At 63.0% G+C, this 19,918-nt stretch carries 20 protein-coding genes and 1 other RNA gene; 9 read left to right on the forward strand and 12 right to left on the reverse strand.

The features are described from left to right. Window positions 1–96 precede the first annotated feature (96 nt). From ACF8FB_RS05590 to ACF8FB_RS05610, 5 genes are read right to left on the reverse strand one after another with little or no spacing between them, the layout of a single operon-like run. Window positions 97–1,314, reverse strand: a complete 1,218-nt coding sequence (locus ACF8FB_RS05590) for a 2-octaprenyl-3-methyl-6-methoxy-1,4-benzoquinol hydroxylase (protein ID WP_164721831.1) — start codon at window positions 1,312–1,314, stop codon at window positions 97–99. Between the two features lie 9 nt (window positions 1,315–1,323). After that, window positions 1,324–1,806: a DUF4442 domain-containing protein gene (locus ACF8FB_RS05595; RefSeq protein WP_010955722.1), complete on the reverse strand. Its 483-nt coding sequence runs from the start codon at window positions 1,804–1,806 to the stop codon at window positions 1,324–1,326. Continuing rightward, window positions 1,803–3,002 (reverse strand): 2-octaprenyl-6-methoxyphenyl hydroxylase, encoded by a 1,200-nt coding sequence (ubiH, locus tag ACF8FB_RS05600; RefSeq protein ID WP_010955723.1) that lies wholly within the window; start codon window positions 3,000–3,002, stop codon window positions 1,803–1,805. Before ubiH ends, ACF8FB_RS05595 begins: the two co-directional genes overlap by 4 nt. Beyond that, entirely contained in the window at window positions 2,999–4,333 is a 1,335-nt protein-coding gene (gene pepP, locus ACF8FB_RS05605; RefSeq protein ID WP_274143906.1) for a Xaa-Pro aminopeptidase, read from the reverse strand. Before pepP ends, ubiH begins: the two co-directional genes overlap by 4 nt. A gap of 21 nt (window positions 4,334–4,354) precedes the next feature. Continuing rightward, entirely contained in the window at window positions 4,355–4,909 is a 555-nt protein-coding gene (locus ACF8FB_RS05610; protein ID WP_010955725.1) for a YecA family protein, read from the reverse strand. A 181-nt stretch (window positions 4,910–5,090) separates the two neighbouring features. Here ACF8FB_RS05610 and ACF8FB_RS05615 point away from each other — a divergent pair, with 181 nt between their 5' ends. The 4 genes from ACF8FB_RS05615 (at window position 5,091) to ACF8FB_RS05630 (ending at window position 6,520) form a co-directional block, all read left to right on the forward strand. Next, the gene (locus ACF8FB_RS05615) at window positions 5,091–5,273 is read left to right on the forward strand and encodes a TIGR02449 family protein (RefSeq protein ID WP_029886233.1); all 183 of its coding nucleotides are present in this window, start codon (window positions 5,091–5,093) and stop codon (window positions 5,271–5,273) included. Next, complete coding sequence (locus ACF8FB_RS05620) at window positions 5,270–5,590, forward strand: cell division protein ZapA (protein ID WP_010955726.1); 321 nt, start codon at window positions 5,270–5,272, stop codon at window positions 5,588–5,590. The genes ACF8FB_RS05615 and ACF8FB_RS05620 overlap by 4 nt, the downstream gene beginning before the upstream one ends. A 17-nt stretch (window positions 5,591–5,607) precedes the next feature. Further along, window positions 5,608–5,787, forward strand: a non-coding RNA gene (ssrS, locus tag ACF8FB_RS05625) — 6S RNA. 124 nt (window positions 5,788–5,911) lie between these two features. Then, entirely contained in the window at window positions 5,912–6,520 is a 609-nt protein-coding gene (locus ACF8FB_RS05630; RefSeq protein WP_104962771.1) for a 5-formyltetrahydrofolate cyclo-ligase, read from the forward strand. 20 nt (window positions 6,521–6,540) lie between these two features. On the opposite strand, the gene ACF8FB_RS05635 is transcribed toward ACF8FB_RS05630, so the two are convergent. Further along, window positions 6,541–6,693 carry a hypothetical protein gene (locus ACF8FB_RS05635; protein ID WP_003253683.1) on the reverse strand — a complete coding sequence of 51 codons (153 nt, stop codon included), beginning with the start codon at window positions 6,691–6,693 and terminating at the stop codon, window positions 6,541–6,543. Window positions 6,694–6,871: 178 nt separating this feature from the next. Here ACF8FB_RS05635 and ACF8FB_RS05640 point away from each other — a divergent pair, with 178 nt between their 5' ends. The 4 genes from ACF8FB_RS05640 to ACF8FB_RS05655 all read left to right on the forward strand — a co-directional run bounded on the left by ACF8FB_RS05640 (window position 6,872) and on the right by ACF8FB_RS05655 (window position 12,207). After that, window positions 6,872–7,321, forward strand: a complete 450-nt coding sequence (locus ACF8FB_RS05640; RefSeq protein WP_392511106.1) for an EVE domain-containing protein — start codon at window positions 6,872–6,874, stop codon at window positions 7,319–7,321. A 95-nt stretch (window positions 7,322–7,416) separates the two neighbouring features. After that, window positions 7,417–8,376, forward strand: coding sequence for an HlyD family efflux transporter periplasmic adaptor subunit (locus ACF8FB_RS05645; protein WP_350298444.1), 960 nt, complete (start codon window positions 7,417–7,419; stop codon window positions 8,374–8,376). Further along, the gene (gene rbbA / locus ACF8FB_RS05650) at window positions 8,373–11,093 is read left to right on the forward strand and encodes a ribosome-associated ATPase/putative transporter RbbA (protein ID WP_392509904.1); all 2,721 of its coding nucleotides are present in this window, start codon (window positions 8,373–8,375) and stop codon (window positions 11,091–11,093) included. Before ACF8FB_RS05645 ends, rbbA begins: the two co-directional genes overlap by 4 nt. Window position 11,094: 1 nt before the next feature. After that, entirely contained in the window at window positions 11,095–12,207 is a 1,113-nt protein-coding gene (locus tag ACF8FB_RS05655) for an ABC transporter permease (RefSeq protein WP_392509905.1), read from the forward strand. A 483-nt stretch (window positions 12,208–12,690) separates the two neighbouring features. On the opposite strand, the gene ACF8FB_RS05660 is transcribed toward ACF8FB_RS05655, so the two are convergent. Then, the gene (locus ACF8FB_RS05660) at window positions 12,691–13,095 is read right to left on the reverse strand and encodes a flagellar basal body-associated protein FliL (RefSeq protein WP_003253671.1); all 405 of its coding nucleotides are present in this window, start codon (window positions 13,093–13,095) and stop codon (window positions 12,691–12,693) included. 157 nt (window positions 13,096–13,252) lie between these two features. Here ACF8FB_RS05660 and ACF8FB_RS05665 point away from each other — a divergent pair, with 157 nt between their 5' ends. Next, window positions 13,253–14,230, forward strand: coding sequence for an NADPH:quinone oxidoreductase family protein (locus ACF8FB_RS05665; protein ID WP_392511107.1), 978 nt, complete (start codon window positions 13,253–13,255; stop codon window positions 14,228–14,230). 84 nt (window positions 14,231–14,314) lie between these two features. On the opposite strand, the gene ACF8FB_RS05670 is transcribed toward ACF8FB_RS05665, so the two are convergent. From ACF8FB_RS05670 to trxA, 5 genes are all read right to left on the reverse strand, one after another. Further along, on the reverse strand, window positions 14,315–14,965 hold the full coding sequence (locus ACF8FB_RS05670; RefSeq protein WP_020192777.1) for a gamma-glutamylcyclotransferase: 651 nt from the start codon (window positions 14,963–14,965) through the stop codon (window positions 14,315–14,317). 246 nt (window positions 14,966–15,211) lie between these two features. Beyond that, window positions 15,212–16,180 (reverse strand): CDP-6-deoxy-delta-3,4-glucoseen reductase, encoded by a 969-nt coding sequence (locus ACF8FB_RS05675; RefSeq protein WP_010955736.1) that lies wholly within the window; start codon window positions 16,178–16,180, stop codon window positions 15,212–15,214. Continuing rightward, window positions 16,180–17,646 (reverse strand): 4-hydroxy-3-polyprenylbenzoate decarboxylase, encoded by a 1,467-nt coding sequence (gene ubiD / locus ACF8FB_RS05680; RefSeq protein WP_020192776.1) that lies wholly within the window; start codon window positions 17,644–17,646, stop codon window positions 16,180–16,182. The genes ACF8FB_RS05675 and ubiD overlap by 1 nt, the downstream gene beginning before the upstream one ends. Window positions 17,647–17,852: 206 nt before the next feature. Continuing rightward, a complete protein-coding gene (rho, locus tag ACF8FB_RS05685) occupies window positions 17,853–19,112 on the reverse strand; it encodes a transcription termination factor Rho (protein WP_003253661.1) in 1,260 nt (419 codons plus the stop codon). Window positions 19,113–19,339: 227 nt separating this feature from the next. Next, window positions 19,340–19,669 (reverse strand): thioredoxin TrxA, encoded by a 330-nt coding sequence (gene trxA / locus ACF8FB_RS05690; protein ID WP_003253660.1) that lies wholly within the window; start codon window positions 19,667–19,669, stop codon window positions 19,340–19,342. Between the last annotated feature and the right edge of the window lie 249 nt (window positions 19,670–19,918).

A 19,918-nucleotide genomic window follows, 5' to 3' on the forward strand; every position in this document is an offset into this window, starting at 1 on the left:
TATGAGAGGTGCGAATGGTAGTGAATCCCATTTTCTGGCTCACCTACCTAGGCGTTACCGGATGTTGCAAAGGACTGCTACGCAGCCCCGCCACGCTCAAGCCTTGGCCAGATCTGGCAGGTCACCACTCAAACCCAACGCCTGGCGCACAAACAGCGCCTTGGCCTCCGGCATCTGCTCCACCAGCTTCAACCCGCTGTTGCGCAACCAGCGCAACGGCAGCGGATCGGCCTGGAACAACCTCTCGAAGCCCTCCATCGCCGCCATCAACGCCAGGTTGTGTGGCATACGCCGGCGCTCGTAACGGCTCAGCACCTTCACATCGGCCAGCCTCTCACCGCGCTCGCAAGCATTGACCAGCACCTCAGCCAGCACCGCCGCGTCGAGGAAGCCGAGGTTCACACCCTGCCCGGCCAGTGGGTGAATGGTGTGTGCAGCATCACCGATCAAGACCAGGCCTTCATCCACGTAGCGCTTGGCGTGTCGCTGGCGCAGCGGCACGCACACCCGTGGGTCGGCCTGAAGCACCTCGCCCAGACGCCCTTCGAAGGCCCGCTCCAGGGCCTGCAGGAAGGCCGCTTCATCCATCGCCATCAACTGCTCGGCATGCTCCGGGGTGGTCGACCAGACGATCGAGCACCAGTCCTGCTGGCCATCGCGGGTCAACGGCAGGAACGCCAGCGGACCTTCGTCAGTGAAGCGCTGCCAGGCCGTGGCCTGGTGCCCGGCGCTGCAACGCACGCTGGTGACAATGGCATGGTGCAGGTAATCCCACTCGCGGGTTTCGCAGCCGGCCAGACGCCGCACCGCCGAATTGGCACCGTCGGCAGCGATCACCAACGGTGCCCGCAGTTGCCGGCCATCCGCCAGGGTCAGCAGCCACTCATCGCCCGAGCGACGCAATTGCTCCAGCCTCGCATTGGCCAGCAGGCCGATGTCGCTGTCGTGCAGGCGCTCCAGCAGGCCGTCCTGCACCACCCGGTTCTCGACGATATGGCCGAGCACCTGGGCATGCACACTGGCCGCCGAGAAGTGAATCTGCCCGGTGCCGCTGCCATCCCACACATGCATGTCGGAATACGGCGTGGCGCGCCGCTGGGCAATGCCGTCCCAGGCGCCAAGGCGCTCGAGGATGCGCTGGCTGGCCGCCGATAGCGCGCTGACACGCGGCTCGAACGGGGCCTGGGCATCGAAGGGTACGACCGTCAGCGGGCCACCATCGAGCAACAAAATTTGCAGGCCACTGTGGCGCAACGCCAAGGCCAGGGCGCTGCCCACCATACCGGCACCGACAATCAACAGATCTGCGCGCATTTCCATGCCTTACGCCTGCCTCGCTTGCGGCTTGAGCCGCACGTATAGGGTTTTATCGACCCGCGCCACCAACTCGCCGGCGCCATCGCGGATATCGACCTGCAAACGCGGCAGGCATTTCTTGCCGGTGGCGGCCTGCTGGCGGATTTCGTCCAGCAGCGCATCATCGACGTGGAATTCGGCATAAACCGGGCCTTTGCCCGGCGAGATGAAATCGATGCTGGCGGCCTTGTCCCAGACGATGTAGTCGCGCCCCAGCTGCTCGATCAGCAGCAGCATGTAGAACGGGTCGACCATGGCATACAGGCTGCCACCGAACTGGGTACCGACGTAATTGCGGTTCCAGCGAGTCAGTTTCATCGCCACCTTGACGCTACGCAGGTCCGGGCTGATGTGCTGCACACGGATACCGGCACCCAGGTACGGTGGGTAGAGGTTCAGCATCCAGCGCAGCATGCGCGCCCGGCGCGCCAGTTTACGCGGGTTGCTCATGCCTGGCCCCGCGGATCAGGGCGGGTGCCCAGGCCCATCGCCTGGCGGGCGAACCAGCTTTTTGCCGGTGGCAACAGGTCGAGCCCGAGCAGGCCAAGGTTGCGCCCGGCCGTCAGCAACGGCTGATTGCTGCCGAACAGGCGGGTGACCTGGTCGGAGAAGCCGATGGTCATAGCCTGGTCCAGGCGCTGGCGCTGGTGATAGGCCTGCAGCGTGGTCAGGTCGCCAGGCTGCTGTGGGCCCGCCAGCAGCGCTTCGGCCAGGGCCTGCACATCACGCAACGACAGATTGAAACCCTGGCCCGCGATGGGGTGCAGGCTGTGTGCTGCGTTGCCCAGCACCACCAGGTGCGGCCGCACCTGCTCCTGGGCCTCGATCAAGGACAGCGGGTAGAGGTGCCGTGCGCCAACTTGGCGCAGCGCGCCCAGGCGGTAGCCGAACACGCCCTGCAGTTCGCGCAGGAAGCTACGCTCGTCGATGTCGGCCAGGCGCCGCGCATCCATGCCCTGACGGGTCCACACCAGTGCGCAGCGGTTTTCCGGCAACGGCAGCAAGGCCATGGGGCCCTCTTCGGTGAAGCGCTCGAAAGCCTGGCCGCCGTGGGCCTCACCCGGGGTAATGTTGGCGATCAACGCGCTCTGCTGGTAAGGCGTGTGGCGTACATGGATACCCAACTGCTCGCGCAGGCCAGAGCGGCCACCATCGGCCAGTACCGCCAGGTCACATTCCAGCTGGGTGTCGTCGTTCAGCCGCAGGCGGTAACCGCGTTCGATGGCCTGCATCGAGGTCACTTCGGCCGGGCAGCGCCAGCTCACCACCTCGCTGTCCAACCCTTGCCACAGGCACTGGCCGAGCCAGGCGTTTTCCACCACGTAACCCAGCGCCGGCACGCCCTCTTCCAGGGCATCCAGGCGGGTGGCGCCAAAACGACCACGGTCGGACACGTGAATCTGGCGAATAGGCTCGGCGCGGCGGCCGATGGCCTGCCACAGGCCCAGTTGCTGATAAATCTGCTGGGTGCCGAATGACAATGCCGAAGAGCGCGCATCATAGCTGGGCTGGTAGCTGTCACCGGGGGCGAACGGCTCGATCAGCAGGATCTTCCAGCCGCGCGCCCTGGCGCCGGCCTGCAGGGCCAACGCCAGGCTTGCGCCAACCAGGCCACCGCCGATGATCGCCAGGTTTACCCGGCTCATGCCACGGCCTTGCGGGCAGCCTGCATCAGCGCCTCGATCTCGGCGACCGTACGCGGCACGCCCGAAGTCAGGATTTCACAACCTTGCCTGGTCACTACCACGTCGTCCTCGATCCTTACCCCAATGCCGCGCCACTTTTTGGCCACGGCCTGATTGTCGGCGCCAATGTAGATACCCGGCTCCACGGTCAGCGCCATGCCGGGTTCCAGTACCCGCCACTCGCCGCCCACCTTGTACTCGCCCACGTCGTGCACATCCATGCCCAGCCAGTGCCCGGCGCGGTGCATGTAGAAGGCGCGATAGGCTTCGCTTTCGATCAGCGCCTGCACATCACCTTCGAGCAAGCCCAGCTCCACCAGGCCCGCGGTGATGACCCGCACGGTCGCCTCATGGGCGTGGTTCCAGTGCTTGCCGGGGGCTATTTCGGCAAACGCCGCCGCCTGTGCCTTTAGCACCAGCTCGTAGATGGCCTTCTGCTCGGGCGAAAACCGCCCACTGACCGGGAAGGTGCGGGTGATGTCGCTGGCATAGCAGTCGATTTCGCAGCCAGCGTCGATCAGCACCAGGTCGCCATCCTTGAGCGGCGCGTCGTTCTGTTGATAGTGCAGGATGCAGCCATTGCGCCCGGCCGCAACGATCGAGCCGTAGGCCGGCATCTTCGCCCCACCCTTGCGGAATTCGTAGTCCAGCTCGGCTTCCAGGCTGTACTCGTGCAGCCCGGCGCGGCAGGCCTGCATGGCCCGCACATGGGCCCGCGCAGAAATGTCCGCGGCAGCACGCATCACCTTTACTTCCGCCGCCGATTTATACAGGCGCATATCGTGCAGCAGATGATCCAGCGCAACGAACTCGTTCGGTGGCTGGGCGCCCAGGCGTGCCTTGGAGCGGATCACGTTGATCCAGTCCATCAGCCGGCGGTCGAACTCCGGGTTGCTGCCCATGGCGCTGTAGACACGCTCGCGGCCTTCGATCAGGCCAGGCAGGATCTCGTCGATATCCGTGATGGGGAAGGCATCGTCGGCGCCGAAATCACGCACCGCCCCTTCCTGGCCGGCCCGCAGGCCGTCCCACAGCTCGCGCTCAGGGTTGCGTTCACGGCAGAACAGCACGTACTCGCCATGCTCGCGCCCTGGAATCAACGCAATCACCGCCTCGGGCTCCGGGAAGCCGCTGAGGTACTGGAAATCGCTGTCCTGGCGGTACACGTGCTCGACGTCGCGGTTGCGGATGGCAACCGCAGCGGCGGGCAGAATGGCGATGCTGTTGGGGACCATCTGCGCCATCAGCGCCTTGCGCCGACGGGCATACTCGGCCTTGGGAATGTGGCTCATGGGCAGACTACCCTTGGTTGATCAGTGCAGCGAGGGCTTGGGCGCGGGTGCGGCCGGCTTGGCCAGTTCGGAGAACAGCAGCAGGGGCGCCACGCGCAGGTATTCCATGACTTCCATGTAGTCGCTCTCGCCGTCTTCGGACTCTTCGAGCGCTTCCTGGACCTGCGAAATGGCCACCAGGTCCTGCAGCACTTCCTTGGCCTCGTCGGACAAGTCCTTCCCGCCAGCGTTCAGGCCGAAACCGGTCACGAAGCCTTGGCACCACTGGCCCAGCGCGGTGGCGCGGTCGCTCAGTGCAGCATCATCGGTAGGCAGCAGCAGGACGATCGCCATGTCGTCGCTGGTCAGCTCGCCCTTGACCATTTCCTGCAAGCCGACCAAGGCATTGCGGACACTGTCACCAGGCTCGATTTCCAGCAGTTGGGCGGCATCGGCCAACCAGGCATCGGCATCGAAGCCGGCGCCGGCGCAGCTGCGGCCAATCAGCAGGCCGTGCAGTTCGGCCGGGGTGACAGGATGGCCATTGCTCGAGAGCAGCATGGCGAAAGCGTTGTAGGGCGATTGAGTATTGGGCATGGGCAGCTAGGCGCCAGACGGCGCAATGTCTAGAATGAAGACCTTGTATCCTAGCACCGGCAGGCGCGCCAAGACCATCGGCACTGGCCGTTGCCGCCCAGGGAGAGGCATCATCGCCAGGTGAGTCAACGACGGAGCGAATCGAGTGCAACCCACGCAAGAGAACGACCTGCAGGCACTGATGAGCCGATTCGAGTTGCTGATCGAACGCGTCGAGCAACTAAAACGGCAAAATGCACTCCTAGTAGCTCAGGAAAAATCCTGGCGCGAAGAGCGCGCCCACCTCATCGAAAAGAACGAGATCGCCAAGCGCAAAGTCGAGTCGATGATTTTACGCCTCAAGGCTCTGGAGCAAGACTCATGAGTTCAAGCAATAGCGTCACCGTGCAGATCCTCGACAAGGAATACTCGATCATCTGCCCGCCGGAAGAGCGCAACAACCTGGTCAGCGCTGCGCGCTACCTGGACGGCAAGATGCGCGAGATTCGCAGCAGCGGCAAGGTGATCGGTGCAGACCGCATCGCGGTCATGGCGGCGTTGAACATTACCCACGAAATGCTGCACCGCCAGGAAGACCGCAACGATGCGCCGGTCACCGGCACGAACCGCGAACAGGTGCGCGACCTGCTGGATCGGGTGGATAAGGCTTTGTCCGACGACACGGATACCAAAATCGGCTGAGATTGGTATACTGGCGCCACTCCCTGGGGGATGCGCCAGTCGGTTATGTCCCTGAGCCGATACGCACAACCACGGGGGTTGCACGCTGGGGCCGGTGTGCATGTCCGCCCGACGGAAAGCCTTAACGCCCCCTGCAATCTCCACCTTGAACTTTCGGGTTCAAGGGCTACACCGATAGCGGTCTTATCGGGGAGCCTGAATTTTCTTGCCCGCCCCCAAGGCGGGCAATTCGTTTTGGCCGACTTTATTCAAGCTTTGTACGACGATCCACCGCGCAGGCACTGTTCGTACCAAGCCAGCACATCTGGGATTGCCCGTGCCATGACCGAAAACGTGCCGCTCACCCGCCCCCAGCTTCGTCGCCTGCTTCGCAATGCCCGCCGCGCCCTTACCCCTGCCCAGCAACGCCAGGCCACCCTCGGCCTGTACCGCCAACTGGCGCAACACCCCTTGTTCCGCCGCGCCCGCCACATCGCCCTGTACCTGCCCAACGACGGCGAAATCGACCCTCGCCTGCTGATGCGCGAAGCCCAGCGTCGCGGCAAGTGCACCTACCTGCCGGTGCTGCACGCCTGGCCGCGCACGCGCATGGTGTTCCAGCGTTTTGAGCAGGGTGAGAAGCTCAAGCCCAACCGCTTCCGTATTCCAGAGCCGATTATCGATCGCAAACGCCAGCGGCCGATCTGGGCGCTGGATCTGATTCTGCTACCGCTGGTCGGGTTTGACGAAGTGGGCGGCCGCCTGGGTATGGGCGGTGGCTTCTATGATCGCAGCCTGGCCTACCAGGCGCGTCGGCAAACCTGGAAAAAACCCTTGCTGCTGGGGCTGGCGCATGAATGCCAGAAGGTCGAGCGGCTGGCGCAGGCCAGTTGGGATGTTCCGCTGCAGGGCACGGTCTCGGACCGTGGCTGGTACCTGGCGCCACGTTGAGCGGCGCCAGCGGGGGGGTATCAACGTTGTGGCTGGCTGGCGTCGACCGGCATCTGATAGGCGTTGTCCAGCTTGCGCTCCCAGAAGCCTTGCGCATAACCGGTAGTGACCACACCCAGGCCGAAAATGAACACCAGGATCCACAGCAGATCCGGCTTTTTACGTTGATTCATCGAAGATTGCCCCCCAGGCAAACTGTTCAGTACTCGGCGATATTCTGGGTACCGCCGGCGCACGCGCTTTAAACGGGGCGCATTTTCCGACAACATGCGTCCGCACGCAAACCTTGACGCCAACCGGCTGTCGGTTTCGTGCAACAGGTTATTTCAAACCTTTTCAGGAGCAGCATTCATGGCTTACTGGCTGATGAAATCCGAGCCCGACGATCTCTCCATCGAGGCCCTTGCACGCTTGGGTGAAGCGCGCTGGGACGGCGTGCGCAACTATCAGGCGCGTAATTTTCTGCGGGCCATGAGCGTGGGTGACGAATTCTTCTTCTACCACTCCAGCTGCCCGCAACCCGGCATAGCCGGCATTGCCAGAATCACCCGCGCGGCCTACCCCGACCCGACCGCGCTGGACCCTGAAAGCCATTATCACGATGCCAAGGCCACGACCGACAAGAACCCGTGGAGCGCGGTGGATGTGGCCCACGTACAAACCTTTCCAAGGGTGCTGGAACTGGGGCGACTGAAACAGCAGGCCGGTCTGGTCGAGTTGCCGCTGGTGCAAAAAGGCAGCCGCCTGTCGGTCATGCCGGTAACGCCCGAGCAATGGGCGGTGATTGTCGCATTGCGCTGAATAGGCAGCTAAGGTCAAGGGCTTGACCGACATCAACACGCCACACATGGCCGCCAGGCATGATGTACCGTGCATGACCGCAAGGATGCAGAACGATGAACCGATATGCCCCTAGAATCTTCGCCACTGCACTGATCGCACTGCTCGCTGCAGCCGGCGGGCTGGGGTACTGGAAGTCGCTCCACGACCAGTTGCCCGAAGGCCTGAGCATGGGCAACGGGCGCCTGGAAGCCACCGAAGTGCAGATCGCCAGCAAGATCCCCGGTCGCCTGGCCGAAGTACTGGTCGATGAAGGCGACAACGTGATCCGTGGCCAGCTACTGGCGCGCATCGACACCCGCACCATGGAAGCCCAGCGCAGCCAGGCCGAAGCCGAAGTGCTGCGCGCCCGGGAAAACTACGCCGCCGCCCAGGCCACCGTGCAACTGCGCCAGAGTGAACTGCTGTTGGCCAGCCAGGAGCTCAAGCGCGTACGCGAAATCTTCCAGCGCAAGTTCGCCAGCCAGCAGTTGCTCGACCAACAGCAGGCGCGCTTTGACACGGCCAACGCAGCAGTAGTCGCTGCCCGCGCCCAACTGGCAGCGATCAAGGCCGCCATTGGCGCCGCCGAAGCCCAAGTGGCGCAGCTCACCAGCGAAATCGACGACAGCAGCCTGCGTGCGCCCATCAACGGCATCATCCAGCTGCGCCTGGCCGAACCCGGTGAAGTGCTGGGTGCCGGCGGCCGTGTGCTGATGCTGATCGACCCCAGCGACCAGTACATGAACCTGTACCTGCCGGCGTCCACCAGCGGCCGGCTGACCGTAGGCGACCAGGCGCGCATCGTGCTCGACGCCCTGCCCGAGCGCGCGCTGCCGGCCAAGGTGGCCTTTGTCGCAGCCAAGGCCCAGTTCACCCCCAAACAGGTGGAAACCCGCGACGAACGGCAAAAGCTGGTGTTCCGGGTCAAACTGCGCCTGAGCGACCCAGGCGCCGTGCCGCAAGCCAAACCAGGCATGCCAGGCGCCGGCTATGTACGCACGGCTGAGGTGGACTGGCCGGCCAACCTGCAATGAACGCCCCGGCACTGCTGGCCGAAGGCATCAGCCACCGTTACGGCGACCTGATAGCCCTCCACCCACTAGGCTTCAGCCTTCCTGTGGGTACCCGATGCGCGCTGATCGGCCCTGACGGGGCTGGCAAATCGACCCTGCTGGGGCTGATCGCCGGCGTGAAACGCCTACAGCAGGGAGAGCTGCAGGTGCTGGGTGGCTCGATCCGCCAACGCCGCCATCGCACGGCGCTCTACCCCAAAGTGGCGTTCATGCCGCAGGGGCTGGGCAACAACCTGTACCCGGAACTGTCGATCAGCGAGAACATCCGTTTTTTCGCCACCCTGTTCGGGCTGGGCCGCCGCGAGTGTGAACAGCGCATGGCCAATCTGTTGCAGGCCACCGACCTGCAGCGCTTTGCCCAGCGCCCGGCCGGCAAGCTGTCGGGTGGCATGAAGCAGAAGCTGGGCCTTTGCTGCGCGCTGATCCACGAGCCAGACCTGCTTATCCTGGACGAGCCGACCACCGGCGTTGACCCACTGTCGCGGCGGCGCTTCTGGGAGCTGGTTGAACAGGTTCGCGCACAACGCCCGCAACTGACCCTGCTGGTGGCTACCGCCTACATGGAAGAAGCCGAACAGTTCGAGCATTGCCTGATGCTCGATGGCGGCCGGCTGCTGGCCGCCGGCCCTAGCCACGAACTGGCTGCAGTCACCCCGAGCGGCAAACTGGATGATGCCTTTACCCATTACCAGGGCGCGGGCAAGGCGCAGCATCAACCACTGGCAATCCCGCCGCGCCAAGCCACGGACGGCCCGGTCGCCATCGAGGCACACGACCTGACCCTGCGCTTTGGCGACTTCACAGCGGTGAACAAGGTCAGTTTCGCCATTGGCCGCGGGGAGATCTTCGGCTTCCTGGGTTCCAACGGTTGCGGCAAGACCACCACCATGAAAGTGCTCACCGGCCTGATGCCGGCCAGCGAGGGCAGCGCCAGCCTGCTGGGTCGCCCGGTGGACGCCAGCGACCTGGCTACACGCAAGCGGGTCGGCTTCATGTCGCAGAGTTTCTCTCTGTATGGCGAGCTCAGCACCCGGCAGAACCTGGCCCTGCATGCCCGCCTGTTCGACTTGCCCAAAGCCGAGAGCGCCCAGCGCATCGATGAGCTGATCGAGCGCTTCGACCTCGCCGCTATCGCCGACCAACCGTCTGGCGCCCTGCCCCTTGGTTTGCGCCAGCGCCTGTCGCTGGCAGTGGCGGTTCTGCATCGCCCGGAAGTCTTGATCCTCGACGAACCGACCTCCGGCGTCGACCCGGCCGCCCGCGACGACTTCTGGCGCCTGCTGGTAGAACTGTCCCGCGAGCAGGGCGTGACCATTTTCCTCTCCACCCACTTCATGAACGAAGCCCAGCGCTGCGATCGTATTTCGCTGATGCACGCCGGGCGGGTGCTGGCCTGCGACACGCCCGATGCCCTGCAGCACCAGTACCAGGGCGACACGCTGGAAGACGCGTTCGTCCGCTGCCTGGAACAGGCCCAGGAACTGGCGCCAGCCGCCACCGACAGCAACGTGCTGGAACAGGCGTCCACCCCCACCCTACCGCTACGCCGGGGCTTCAGCCTGCGCCGCCTGCTGGCAGTGGCCGTCCGTGAGGGCAAGGAGTTGCTGCGCGACAAGGTGCGCCTGGCCTTCGCCTTACTGGGCGCAGTGTTCATGATGGTGATCTTCGGCTACGGCATTTCACTGGATGTGGAAAACCTCGCCTTCGCCGTGCACGATCAGGACCAGAGCCCGCAAAGTCGTGCCTACCTCGAAGCCTTCCGTGGCTCACGCTACTTCGCCGAACAGGCGCCGATCCGCGACAGCAGCGAGCTGCACCAGCGCCTGCAACGCTCGGAAATCAAACTGGCACTGGAAATTCCGCCCGGCTTTGGTCGCGACCTGTACGCAGGACGCCAGCCGGTGGTGGCTGCCTGGCTCGACGGTGGCATGCCGTTCCGCGCCGAAACCAGCCGCAACTACGTGGAAGCCGTGCACCAGGCCAACCTGGAGCAACTGGCAAAGGCCAGCCCACAACCGCAGCCACGCCAGGACCCGGTGCGCCTGGAAACGCGTTTCCGCTACAACCAGGATGTGGTCAGCGTGAACGCCATCGGCCCGGGCGTGATGGCACTGATACTGGCCTTCATTCCGGCCATGCTCACGGCACTGGGCATCGTGCGCGAGAAGGAGCTCGGCTCCATCACCAACTTCTACGCCACACCCCTCACCCGCCTGGAATTCCTGCTTGGCAAGCAGATGCCCTACCTGGCTGTGAGCCTGGTCAACCTGGCGCTGCTGGTGGCGATGAACCGCTGGCTGTTCGCCGTACCGCTCAAGGGCAGCGTACTGGCTTTGGCATGTGGCGGCGTGGCCTACCTGCTGGCAACCACCAGCCTGGGCCTGCTGATTTCGGCATTCACCCGCACCCAGATCGCCGCCATTCTCGGCACCATGATCATTACCAGCCTGCCGACCATCCAGTTTTCCGGGCTGATCGTGCCACGCTCGTCGCTGGACGGCGCGGCAGCGGTGATGGGCCAGTTGTTCCCGGCGGGCTACTTCCTCGACATCGCAGTCGGCACCTTCACCAAGGCCTTAGGCCTGCGCGAGTTGTGGCCGCAGTGCCTGATCCTGCTGAGCTTCTTTGCCGCATTCACCGGCCTGAGCCTGGCAATGCTGAAAAAGCAGGAGGCCTGACATGTCGCGCATGAACCACACCCTGCGCCTGGGCCTGAAAGAACTGACCAGCCTGCGCCATGACAGCGTCCTGCTGCTGTTCCTGCTATATGCCTTCAGCGTGGCGATCTACATGCCGGCAGCCGGCTCGGTGATCGGCGTACACAACGCCAGCGTGGCGGTGGTGGATGAAGACCATAGCCTGCTCTCGCGCAAGCTCAGCGAAGCCCTGCAACCGCCCGAGTTCCAGCCAGCCGTGCCGCTGCCTCCGCAGCGCCTGGACCAGGCCATGGACAGCGGCCAGTACACCTTCGTCATCAACGTGCCGGTTAACTTCCAGAGCGACCTGCTGGCCGGGCGCTCGCCGGAGCTGCAGATCAACGTCGATGCTACGGCCATGAGCCAAGCGTTCATGGGCGCCGGCTACATCGGCCGCATCTTCGAGCGCGAGCTGCTCGACTACAGCCAGCGTGGTAACGAGCAAAGCCCGGTGCTGATCAACCCCAAGGCGCTGTTCAACCCCAACCTGGAGGGGGGCTGGTTTCTGGCCGTGATCCAGATCGTCAACAACATCACCATCCTGGCGATCATCCTCACTGGCACCGCGCTGCTGCGCGAGCGTGAGCATGGCACCCTCGACCACCTGCTGGTGCTGCCGCTGACCGCGCTGGAGATCATGCTGGCCAAGATCGGCAGCAACGCGCTGGTGGTGGTGATCTGCACCTGGATTTCGTTGGTGGTAGTCGTCAAAGGTGCACTGGGCGTACCGCTGTCTGGCTCGATGGGGCTGTTCCTGGCCGTGACCGCGCTGTACCTGTTCGCCAGTACATCGCTGGGCATTTTCCTCGCCACCCTGGCGCGCTCGACGCCGCAGTTCGGCCTGCTGGCGATCCCGGTGATCATCCCGATGCTGTTGCTGTCCGGCGGCAGCACACCACTGGACAGCATGCCGCAGTGGCTGCAGTGGGTGATGCAAGGGTCACCCTCAACGCACTTTGTCAGCCTGAGTGCCGCAATCCTGTTCAGGGATGCCGGGTGGGCGGTGGTATGGCCGGATATCCTGGCGCTGACGCTGATCGGCCTGGTGTTCTTCAGCGTGGCGCTGGTACGGTTTCGTCGGAGCCTGGCGTCTTGAAGGCATGCGCGAGCGTCCGCCGAAAATTGGAAAACTGGCACAAAGACAAAGGGCGCCTTTCGGCGCCCTACTCACAGACAGGTCGACTTGTCATCGCCATATACCTGCCCGGCTCTGTAATTGCTGGTCGAACCAGGATCCTCAGAGTCTTACAAGCCCCTTGCGGGAACAGGCTGATCATCACGCATCGAGCGTAACATTGACAACAGACCGCTCTGTTGCTGGATGTGTGAAACCCAGCGTAAAGCCAACTGCAGCCCTCACGGCGGCGAAATGCTCTGGCCGCATTGTAAAGGTCATGTATTCCCGACCACTTCCTTGCCGCGATTTGACCCGACATCTGTCCAATCTGGAGGTAGCCACCGTGTAGATCATGTCGCACTTGGCCCAGCATGGCTTACAGGAAAGACAGAAGGGTCCTACACACGGGGTAAGCCTGGATTCAATCCGACTTACCAGTGATGGACCTCACCCTGTTTCAGGTCACTGCACGATCAGGTTGTTGAACAGCAAGTCTTCAACGATCGGCTTGCCCTCTTCCGCCTCCAGCACCTGCTGCACCTGTTTCAGCGCCTCTTGGCGAAGATGCTCCTTGGCCTCGACGTTGCTCATGCTGTCCACCGTCTGCTGGGTGAACAGTGCCACCAGCTGGTTACGGATCAGCGGTTCGTGGTGCTTCACCGTCTTGGCCGCTTCGTCGCCCGTCACGCGCAGGGCCACGTCAGCCTTGTACACGCGCAGCCGCGGGCTGCCGTCGAGCGCATAGTTGCCAACGAAGGGCGGGCTCAGACTGATGTAGGCGACCTTGGGCACCCCTTCCTTGGCTTCCTCGGCCATGGCCGCAGCCGGCAGCAGCAGCGCCAGCACCATCAAGATCCACGCTTTCACGAATTCGCTCCTCAATACAGTTGGCGCCAGCTTACCCAGCACACCGCTCAAACCCAAGCCCGGGCTTATGCCGGCCCATCAGGGCGGGCCATGCTCGTTGACCTGCCAAGCGGCCCTCCTACACTTATCGGCCACTACCCGCAAAGGAATAGCCCCGATGAAAGCTGTGTTGTGCAAAACCCTGGGTCCGGCGCGCAACCTGGTGCTGGAAGAGGTGGCCAGCCCACTGCCGAAGAAGAACGAGATCCTGCTGGACGTGCAAGCTGCCGGGGTCAACTTCCCCGACACCTTGATCATCGAAGGCAAGTACCAGTTCCAGCCGCCGCTGCCGTTCTCTCCAGGTGGCGAGGCAGCGGGCGTGGTGGCCGCCGTCGGCGAAAAGGCCGGCGCGTTCAAGGTCGGCGACCGGGTCATGGCGCTCACCGGCTGGGGTGCGTTCGCCGAGCAAGTGGCGGTGCCGTTCTATAACGTTCTGCCGATCCCGGCGAGCATGGACTTCACCACCGCAGCGGCCTTCGGCATGACCTACGGCACCTCGATGCATGCCCTGCGCCAGCGTGGCCAGTTGCAAGCCGGCGAGACTCTGCTGGTACTGGGCGCTTCCGGCGGGGTGGGCCTGGCGGCGGTGGAGATCGGCAAGGCCATGGGCGCGCGGGTGATCGCGGCGGCCAGCAGTGCCGAGAAACTGGCCGTGGCCAAGGCTGCCGGGGCGGATGAGCTGATCGACTACAGCCAGGCCAACCTGCGCGAAGAAATCAAACGCCTGACCGGTGGCCAGGGCGTGGACGTGATCTATGACCCGGTCGGTGGCGAGCTGTTCGAACAAGCGGTGCGCGGGTTGGCCTGGAATGGCAGGCTGCTGGTGGTGGGTTTCGCCAGTGGCAGCATTCCACAGCTGGCGGCCAACCTGGTGCTGCTCAAGGGCGCGGCGGTACTGGGCGTGTTCTGGGGGGCATTTGCCCAGCGCCAGCCGGAGGACAACGCGGCCAACTTCCACCAGCTGTTTGCCTGGCATGCCGAGGGCAAGTTGAAGCCGCTGGTGTCGCAGACTTATCCACTGGGAGAAGCCGGGGTTGCTATCGAGAAGCTGGGGCAACGGCAGGCTGTGGGTAAGTTGGTGGTGCTGGCCAGGTAAGGCAGTAGCGGCCTCTTCGCGGGTAAACCCGCTCCTACAGGCGACCGTGCAGGGTTTACCCGCGAAGAGGCCGGAACAGGTTGCTCACACTTCGCGCAGATTGTGGCAACGCCTGAATCGCGCTTCCAGGTTGCGATCGGGCATCTGGTGACTGCGCAGTGCATTCAAGGTCTGCTCGACATACTCCCGCGTGGTGCCATAACGCCCCTTGGCACTGGCCAGGATCTGGCTGAGCAAGGTATCCGGCAAGTTGCCGGCATAGCACGGCAGATGCCGCTCCAGTACAAAGCCCAAGGCCTGCACCTTGCTACCATCACCCAGGCGGCAGTTGAGCCAGTGCGGCCGGTATGCCGGATAGGGCATCTCGCGTTGCCATAGGGCCATCAGTGAGTCGTCCAGGTTGCGTTCATCCAGCCGGTAGGCAAAGCCGCTGCAGGAACCACCGCGGTCCAGGCCAAACACCAGGCCGGGCGTTTCCGGGGTACCGCGATGTTCATGGGACCACAGGTACAAGCCACGGTGATAGCCATGTACCCGCGCGCGCTGGCGCTCCACCGAATTGCACTCCGGGCGCCAGATCAACGAGCCATAGGCAAACAGCCACACAGGCCCGCCCTGGTGCCTGGACATGGTTGTCTTCATGGAGCTGAACAACTGTTCGCGAGTATGTTGCTGACCGAAATCAAGTGCCGGAGGGTATGAAACTTCCCAAGACATACTTTCAAGTGCCGACATAAGCTGCCGCCATTATTCCTGTGAACTACAGATGTAGCGAGATTCGATTACGCTGCGGCCCCAGGCCGCTTTACCAAGGGCGCTTGCAGTAACCATAGGCCAGAATTGCAGGAATACTCAAGCCCTTGAGCACGCGTTTCATACACGGCTCCGACGACTGGGAAGTACTGTTTCAGCAGCGGTGAAAGTTATTGGCCAAGGCGGTAACAATTACCGCCTTATACCGATACTTTCAAACTTCGGTTATTAACCGCGCGGCGCGTAGGCAAACACATCGGCACGCATGCGGTGCGCATCCATACCGGCTTCGACCAGGGCGTCGAGCGTGGCATAGATCATGTTCGGTGAGCCGCTGGCATACACATGCACACTATTGAGGTCGGCAATGTCTTCGCAGACCGCTTCATGCAGCATGCCGCAGCGGCCTTCCCAGCCGCACAGGTCGCTGACCACTTGATGCAGGAACAGGTTAGGCAGACGCTGCCATTCGTCCCAGTGCTCTATCTGATAGAAATCCTCAGGCCGGCGCACCCCCCAATACAGGTGAACCGGGTGCTTGAAGCCCTGAGCCCGGCAGTGCTCGACCAGGCTGTGCATCTGGCCCATGCCGGTGCCAGCGGCAATCAGCACCAGCGGCCCGTCGGGCAGCTCGGCCAGGTGGGTGTCGCCAAACGGCATTTCGATGCGCGCCAGGCCATCTCGCCTGAGCTGGTCGATCAGTTGCACCGCACTGGGCTCACGCGCCAGCACATGCAGCTCCAGTTCACGCCCGGCATGTGGCGCGGACGCCAGCGAGAAGGCTGCCTGCTTGCCGCCCTCACGTTCGATCATCAGGTATTGCCCCGCGTGGTAGCGCAGAGGCTTGCCGGCAGGCGCACGCAGGCGCACCCGCCAGACGTCGCCGCCGACGTCGACGCACTCACTGACGCTGCACGCCAGCTTGCGCACTGGCAGTTCGCCCAAGGCAAGCACACCGTCCCAGAGCAACACGCAGTCCTCCAGCGGTTCGGCAATGCAGGTGAACAACTCGCCATGGTCGCGGACTTCGCCATCCTGGCGAACCCGCCCTTCAACCAACAACGCGGCGCAAACATGGCAATTGCCATTGCGGCAGCTGTTTGGGCAGTCATAGCCCAGCCGCCGTGCTCCATCCAGGATCCTTTCCCCGGGTTCAAGCGCCAGCACCGCCCCGGACGGCTGCAACGTTACCTGCATCAATCTATTCCCAACTGATCCCACAGCTCATCGATACGGCGGGTGACGGCCTCATCCTTGACGATGACCCGGCCCCATTCGCGTGTAGTCTCGCCCGGCCACTTGTGAGTAGCGTCCAGGCCCATCTTCGAACCCAGCCCCGACACCGGTGACGCAAAGTCCAGGTAGTCGATCGGGGTGTTGTCAATCATTACCGTATCACGCTTGGGGTCCATGCGCGTGGTAATGGCCCAGATCACATCGTTCCAGTCACGAGCGTTGATATCGTCATCGGTGACAATAACGAACTTGGTGTACATGAACTGTCGCAGGAACGACCACACACCCAGCATTACGCGCTTGGCGTGGCCGGGGTACTGTTTCTTCATGGTCACCACCGCCATGCGGTACGAGCAGCCTTCCGGCGGCAGGTAGAAGTCGGTGATTTCCGGGAACTGCTTCTGCAGGATCGGCACGAACACTTCGTTCAGCGCCACGCCGAGAATGGCCGGCTCATCTGGCGGCCGGCCGGTGTAGGTGCTGTGGTAGATCGGTTTTTGCCGGTGGGTGATGCGCTCGACGGTGAACACCGGGAAACTGTCCACTTCGTTGTAGTAGCCCGTGTGATCACCGTACGGGCCTTCCGGAGCCATTTCGCCCGGGTGGATCACCCCTTCCAGGATGATCTCGGCGGTTGCCGGTACCTGCAGGTTGCTGCCACGGCACTTGACCAGCTCGGTGCGGTTGCCTCGCAGCAGGCCGGCGAAGGCGTACTCGGAAAGAGTGTCCGGTACCGGGGTCACGGCGCCGAGAATGGTCGCCGGGTCAGCGCCCAGCGCCACGGCGACCGGAAACGGCTGGCCGGGGTTCTTCTCGCACCACTCTCGGTAGTCGAGGGCGCCGCCACGGTGGCTGAGCCAGCGCATGATCACCTTGTTGCGGCCGATCACCTGCTGGCGGTAGATGCCCAGGTTCTGGCGGTCCTTGTTCGGGCCACGGGTCACGGTGAGGCCCCAGGTAATCAGCGGCGCCACGTCGCCAGGCCAGCAGTGCTGAATCGGCAGTGCGCCAAGGTCGACATCATCCCCCTCGACCACCACTTCCTGGCACACCGCGTCCTTGACCACTTTTGGCGCCATCGACACGACCTTCTTGAAGATCGGCAGCTTCGACCAGGCGTCCTTCAGGCCCTTGGGCGGCTCGGGCTCCTTGAGGAAGGCCAGCAGCTTGCCGATTTCCCGCAGTTCGCTGACCGACTCGGCGCCCATGCCCATGGCCACCCGCTCCGGAGTACCGAACAGGTTGCCCAGCACTGGGATGTCGAAGCCGGTGGGCTTTTCGAACAACAATGCCGGGCCCTTGGCGCGCAGGGTGCGGTCGCAGACCTCGGTCATTTCCAGGACGGGGGAGATCGGTACCTGGATGCGCTTGAGCTCGCCGCGCTGTTCCAGGCCACGGATGAAGTCGCGCAAGTCGCGATACTGCATGCAGGAGCCTCGTGTTGGCCGTATCGGTCGGGGTGCAGAGTGTAGCGCCGTTCGGGCCTTGTTTGGGGGTGAAAATGCATTGGGGCCGCTTGCACCCCTTCGCGGGCAAGCCCGCTCCTACAAGGGCCGCAGTGACCTGTGCAGGAGCGGGCTTGCCCGCGAAGGGCCGCAAGGCGGCCCCAATCAATCCAGCCTGAAACGCGCGCTTACTTGCGCTTCATCGACAGGAAGAACTCATCGTTGGTCTTGGTCTGCTTGAGCTTGTCGACCAGGAACTCGATGGCGGCGATTTCGTCCATCGGGTGCAGCAGCTTGCGCAGAATCCACATACGCTGCAGTTCGTCGTCAGCGGTCAGCAACTCTTCGCGGCGGGTACCGGAACGGTTGATGTTGATGGCCGGGAACACTCGCTTCTCGGCGATGCGGCGGTCCAGCGGCAGCTCCATGTTGCCGGTGCCCTTGAACTCTTCGTAGATCACTTCGTCCATCTTCGAGCCGGTTTCAACCAGCGCAGTGGCGATAATGGTCAGCGAACCGCCTTCCTCAATGTTACGCGCAGCACCGAAGAAGCGCTTGGGCTTCTCGAGGGCGTGGGCGTCGACACCACCGGTCAGCACCTTGCCGGAGCTCGGGATCACGGTGTTGTAGGCACGTGCCAGTCGAGTGATCGAGTCCAGCAGGATAACCACATCTTTCTTGTGCTCGACCAGGCGCTTGGCCTTCTCGATCACCATCTCGGCAACCTGCACGTGGCGGGTAGGCGGCTCGTCGAAGGTGGAAGCAACCACTTCACCACGCACGGTGCGCTGCATTTCGGTCACTTCTTCCGGGCGCTCGTCGATCAGCAGGACGATCAGGTGGCACTCGGGGTTGTTGCGGGTGATGTTGGCCGCAATGTTCTGCAGCATGATCGTCTTACCGGCTTTCGGCGGGGCAACGATCAGGCCGCGCTGGCCTTTGCCGATCGGGGCGCACAGGTCGATGACGCGACCGGTCAAGTCCTCGGTGGAGCCGTTACCGGCCTCCATCTTCAGGCGCTTGTTCGGGAACAGCGGCGTCAGGTTTTCGAACAGGATCTTGTTCTTCGCGTTTTCCGGGCGGTCGAAGTTGATGGTATCGACCTTCAGCAGGGCGAAGTAACGCTCCCCTTCCTTCGGTGGGCGGATCTTGCCGACGATGGTGTCGCCGGTACGCAGGTTGAAACGGCGGATCTGGCTGGGCGAGACATAGATATCGTCTGGGCCGGCCAGGTAGGACGCATCAGCCGAACGCAGGAAACCGAAACCATCCTGGAGAATCTCCAGCACGCCGTCACCCGAGATCTCTTCGCCGCTTTTCGCATGCTTCTTCAGCAGGGCGAAAATCACGTCCTGTTTGCGCGAACGGGCCATGTTTTCGATGCCCATCTGTTCGGCCATTTCCAAAAGATCGGTAATCGGCTTTTGCTTGAGTTCAGTCAGGTTCATAAGGGGAATGACGTAATCATGTAAGAAGGGAGAATTAAGCTTCTGGCTTAATGAGGCCGCGCCGCTGGATGGCGACAGGATCGCGTACTGATTCGAATTAGGGATGCTTCGGCGACGGCATGTAGAGGGCACTGGAAAAGCAGTGCGAGGCCGAATGTAACACTTGCTTTTTTCTGCGTCTAGTGCTCTGAAAAAGAAAAGCCCCGCATTTGCGGGGCCTTTTCACATCACAGGTGGGCGTCGAGGAATGCGGCCAGCTGCGATTTGGACAGTGCGCCAACCTTGGTGGCTTCGACGTTGCCGTTCTTGAACAGCATCAGCGTCGGGATACCACGCACACCGTGCTTGGCCGGGGTTTCCTGGTTCTCGTCGATGTTCAGCTTGGCGACGGTCAGTTTGCCCTCGTAGGTGGAAGCGATGTCGTCCAGAACCGGAGCGATCATCTTGCATGGACCGCACCATTCAGCCCAGTAGTCGACCAGTACCGCGCCTTCGGCCTTCAGGACATCGGCTTCGAAGGAGGCGTCGGTGACATGTTTGATCAGATCGCTGCTCATGGATATCTCCAGGGTCGTAAGCAAAAAACGTGGCCCATGATAGCCGCACCCACGCCGGACAGGAAGCCACGGACGATTGAGTGTAACTATAGTTGCGCAAGACGCCGCGAATCGAAACTGTCATACGGCCGTCATAGAATCGAATGGCACATTGCCTTGCATCAAGGCCAGTACAACGGCTGAGTGTCACGCGTTGGCGATAGCCTGCTATCGTGGCACGATTGCCAGGTTAACGACCGAGAACAACCA

The organism is Pseudomonas sp. yb_2 (assembly GCF_043103905.1).
GTDB classification, from domain to species: Bacteria; Pseudomonadota; Gammaproteobacteria; order Pseudomonadales; family Pseudomonadaceae; genus Aquipseudomonas; species Aquipseudomonas alloputida.

Coding starts and splice junctions, on each gene's coding strand:
- ACF8FB_RS05590 (WP_164721831.1), bottom strand. CDS start 1,314: ATGCGCGCAGATCTGTTGATTGTCGGTGCCGGTATGGTGGGCAGCGCC.
- ACF8FB_RS05595 (WP_010955722.1), bottom strand. CDS start 1,806: ATGAGCAACCCGCGTAAACTGGCGCGCCGGGCGCGCATGCTGCGCTGG.
- ubiH (WP_010955723.1), bottom strand. CDS start 3,002: ATGAGCCGGGTAAACCTGGCGATCATCGGCGGTGGCCTGGTTGGCGCA.
- pepP (WP_274143906.1), bottom strand. CDS start 4,333: ATGAGCCACATTCCCAAGGCCGAGTATGCCCGTCGGCGCAAGGCGCTG.
- ACF8FB_RS05610 (WP_010955725.1), bottom strand. CDS start 4,909: ATGCCCAATACTCAATCGCCCTACAACGCTTTCGCCATGCTGCTCTCG.
- ACF8FB_RS05615 (WP_029886233.1), top strand. CDS start 5,091: ATGAGCCGATTCGAGTTGCTGATCGAACGCGTCGAGCAACTAAAACGG.
- ACF8FB_RS05620 (WP_010955726.1), top strand. CDS start 5,270: ATGAGTTCAAGCAATAGCGTCACCGTGCAGATCCTCGACAAGGAATAC.
- ACF8FB_RS05630 (WP_104962771.1), top strand. CDS start 5,912: ATGACCGAAAACGTGCCGCTCACCCGCCCCCAGCTTCGTCGCCTGCTT.
- ACF8FB_RS05635 (WP_003253683.1), bottom strand. CDS start 6,693: ATGAATCAACGTAAAAAGCCGGATCTGCTGTGGATCCTGGTGTTCATT.
- ACF8FB_RS05640 (WP_392511106.1), top strand. CDS start 6,872: ATGGCTTACTGGCTGATGAAATCCGAGCCCGACGATCTCTCCATCGAG.
- ACF8FB_RS05645 (WP_350298444.1), top strand. CDS start 7,417: ATGAACCGATATGCCCCTAGAATCTTCGCCACTGCACTGATCGCACTG.
- rbbA (WP_392509904.1), top strand. CDS start 8,373: ATGAACGCCCCGGCACTGCTGGCCGAAGGCATCAGCCACCGTTACGGC.
- ACF8FB_RS05655 (WP_392509905.1), top strand. CDS start 11,095: ATGTCGCGCATGAACCACACCCTGCGCCTGGGCCTGAAAGAACTGACC.
- ACF8FB_RS05665 (WP_392511107.1), top strand. CDS start 13,253: ATGAAAGCTGTGTTGTGCAAAACCCTGGGTCCGGCGCGCAACCTGGTG.
- ACF8FB_RS05670 (WP_020192777.1), bottom strand. CDS start 14,965: ATGTCGGCACTTGAAAGTATGTCTTGGGAAGTTTCATACCCTCCGGCA.
- ACF8FB_RS05675 (WP_010955736.1), bottom strand. CDS start 16,180: ATGCAGGTAACGTTGCAGCCGTCCGGGGCGGTGCTGGCGCTTGAACCC.
- ubiD (WP_020192776.1), bottom strand. CDS start 17,646: ATGCAGTATCGCGACTTGCGCGACTTCATCCGTGGCCTGGAACAGCGC.
- rho (WP_003253661.1), bottom strand. CDS start 19,112: ATGAACCTGACTGAACTCAAGCAAAAGCCGATTACCGATCTTTTGGAA.
- trxA (WP_003253660.1), bottom strand. CDS start 19,669: ATGAGCAGCGATCTGATCAAACATGTCACCGACGCCTCCTTCGAAGCC.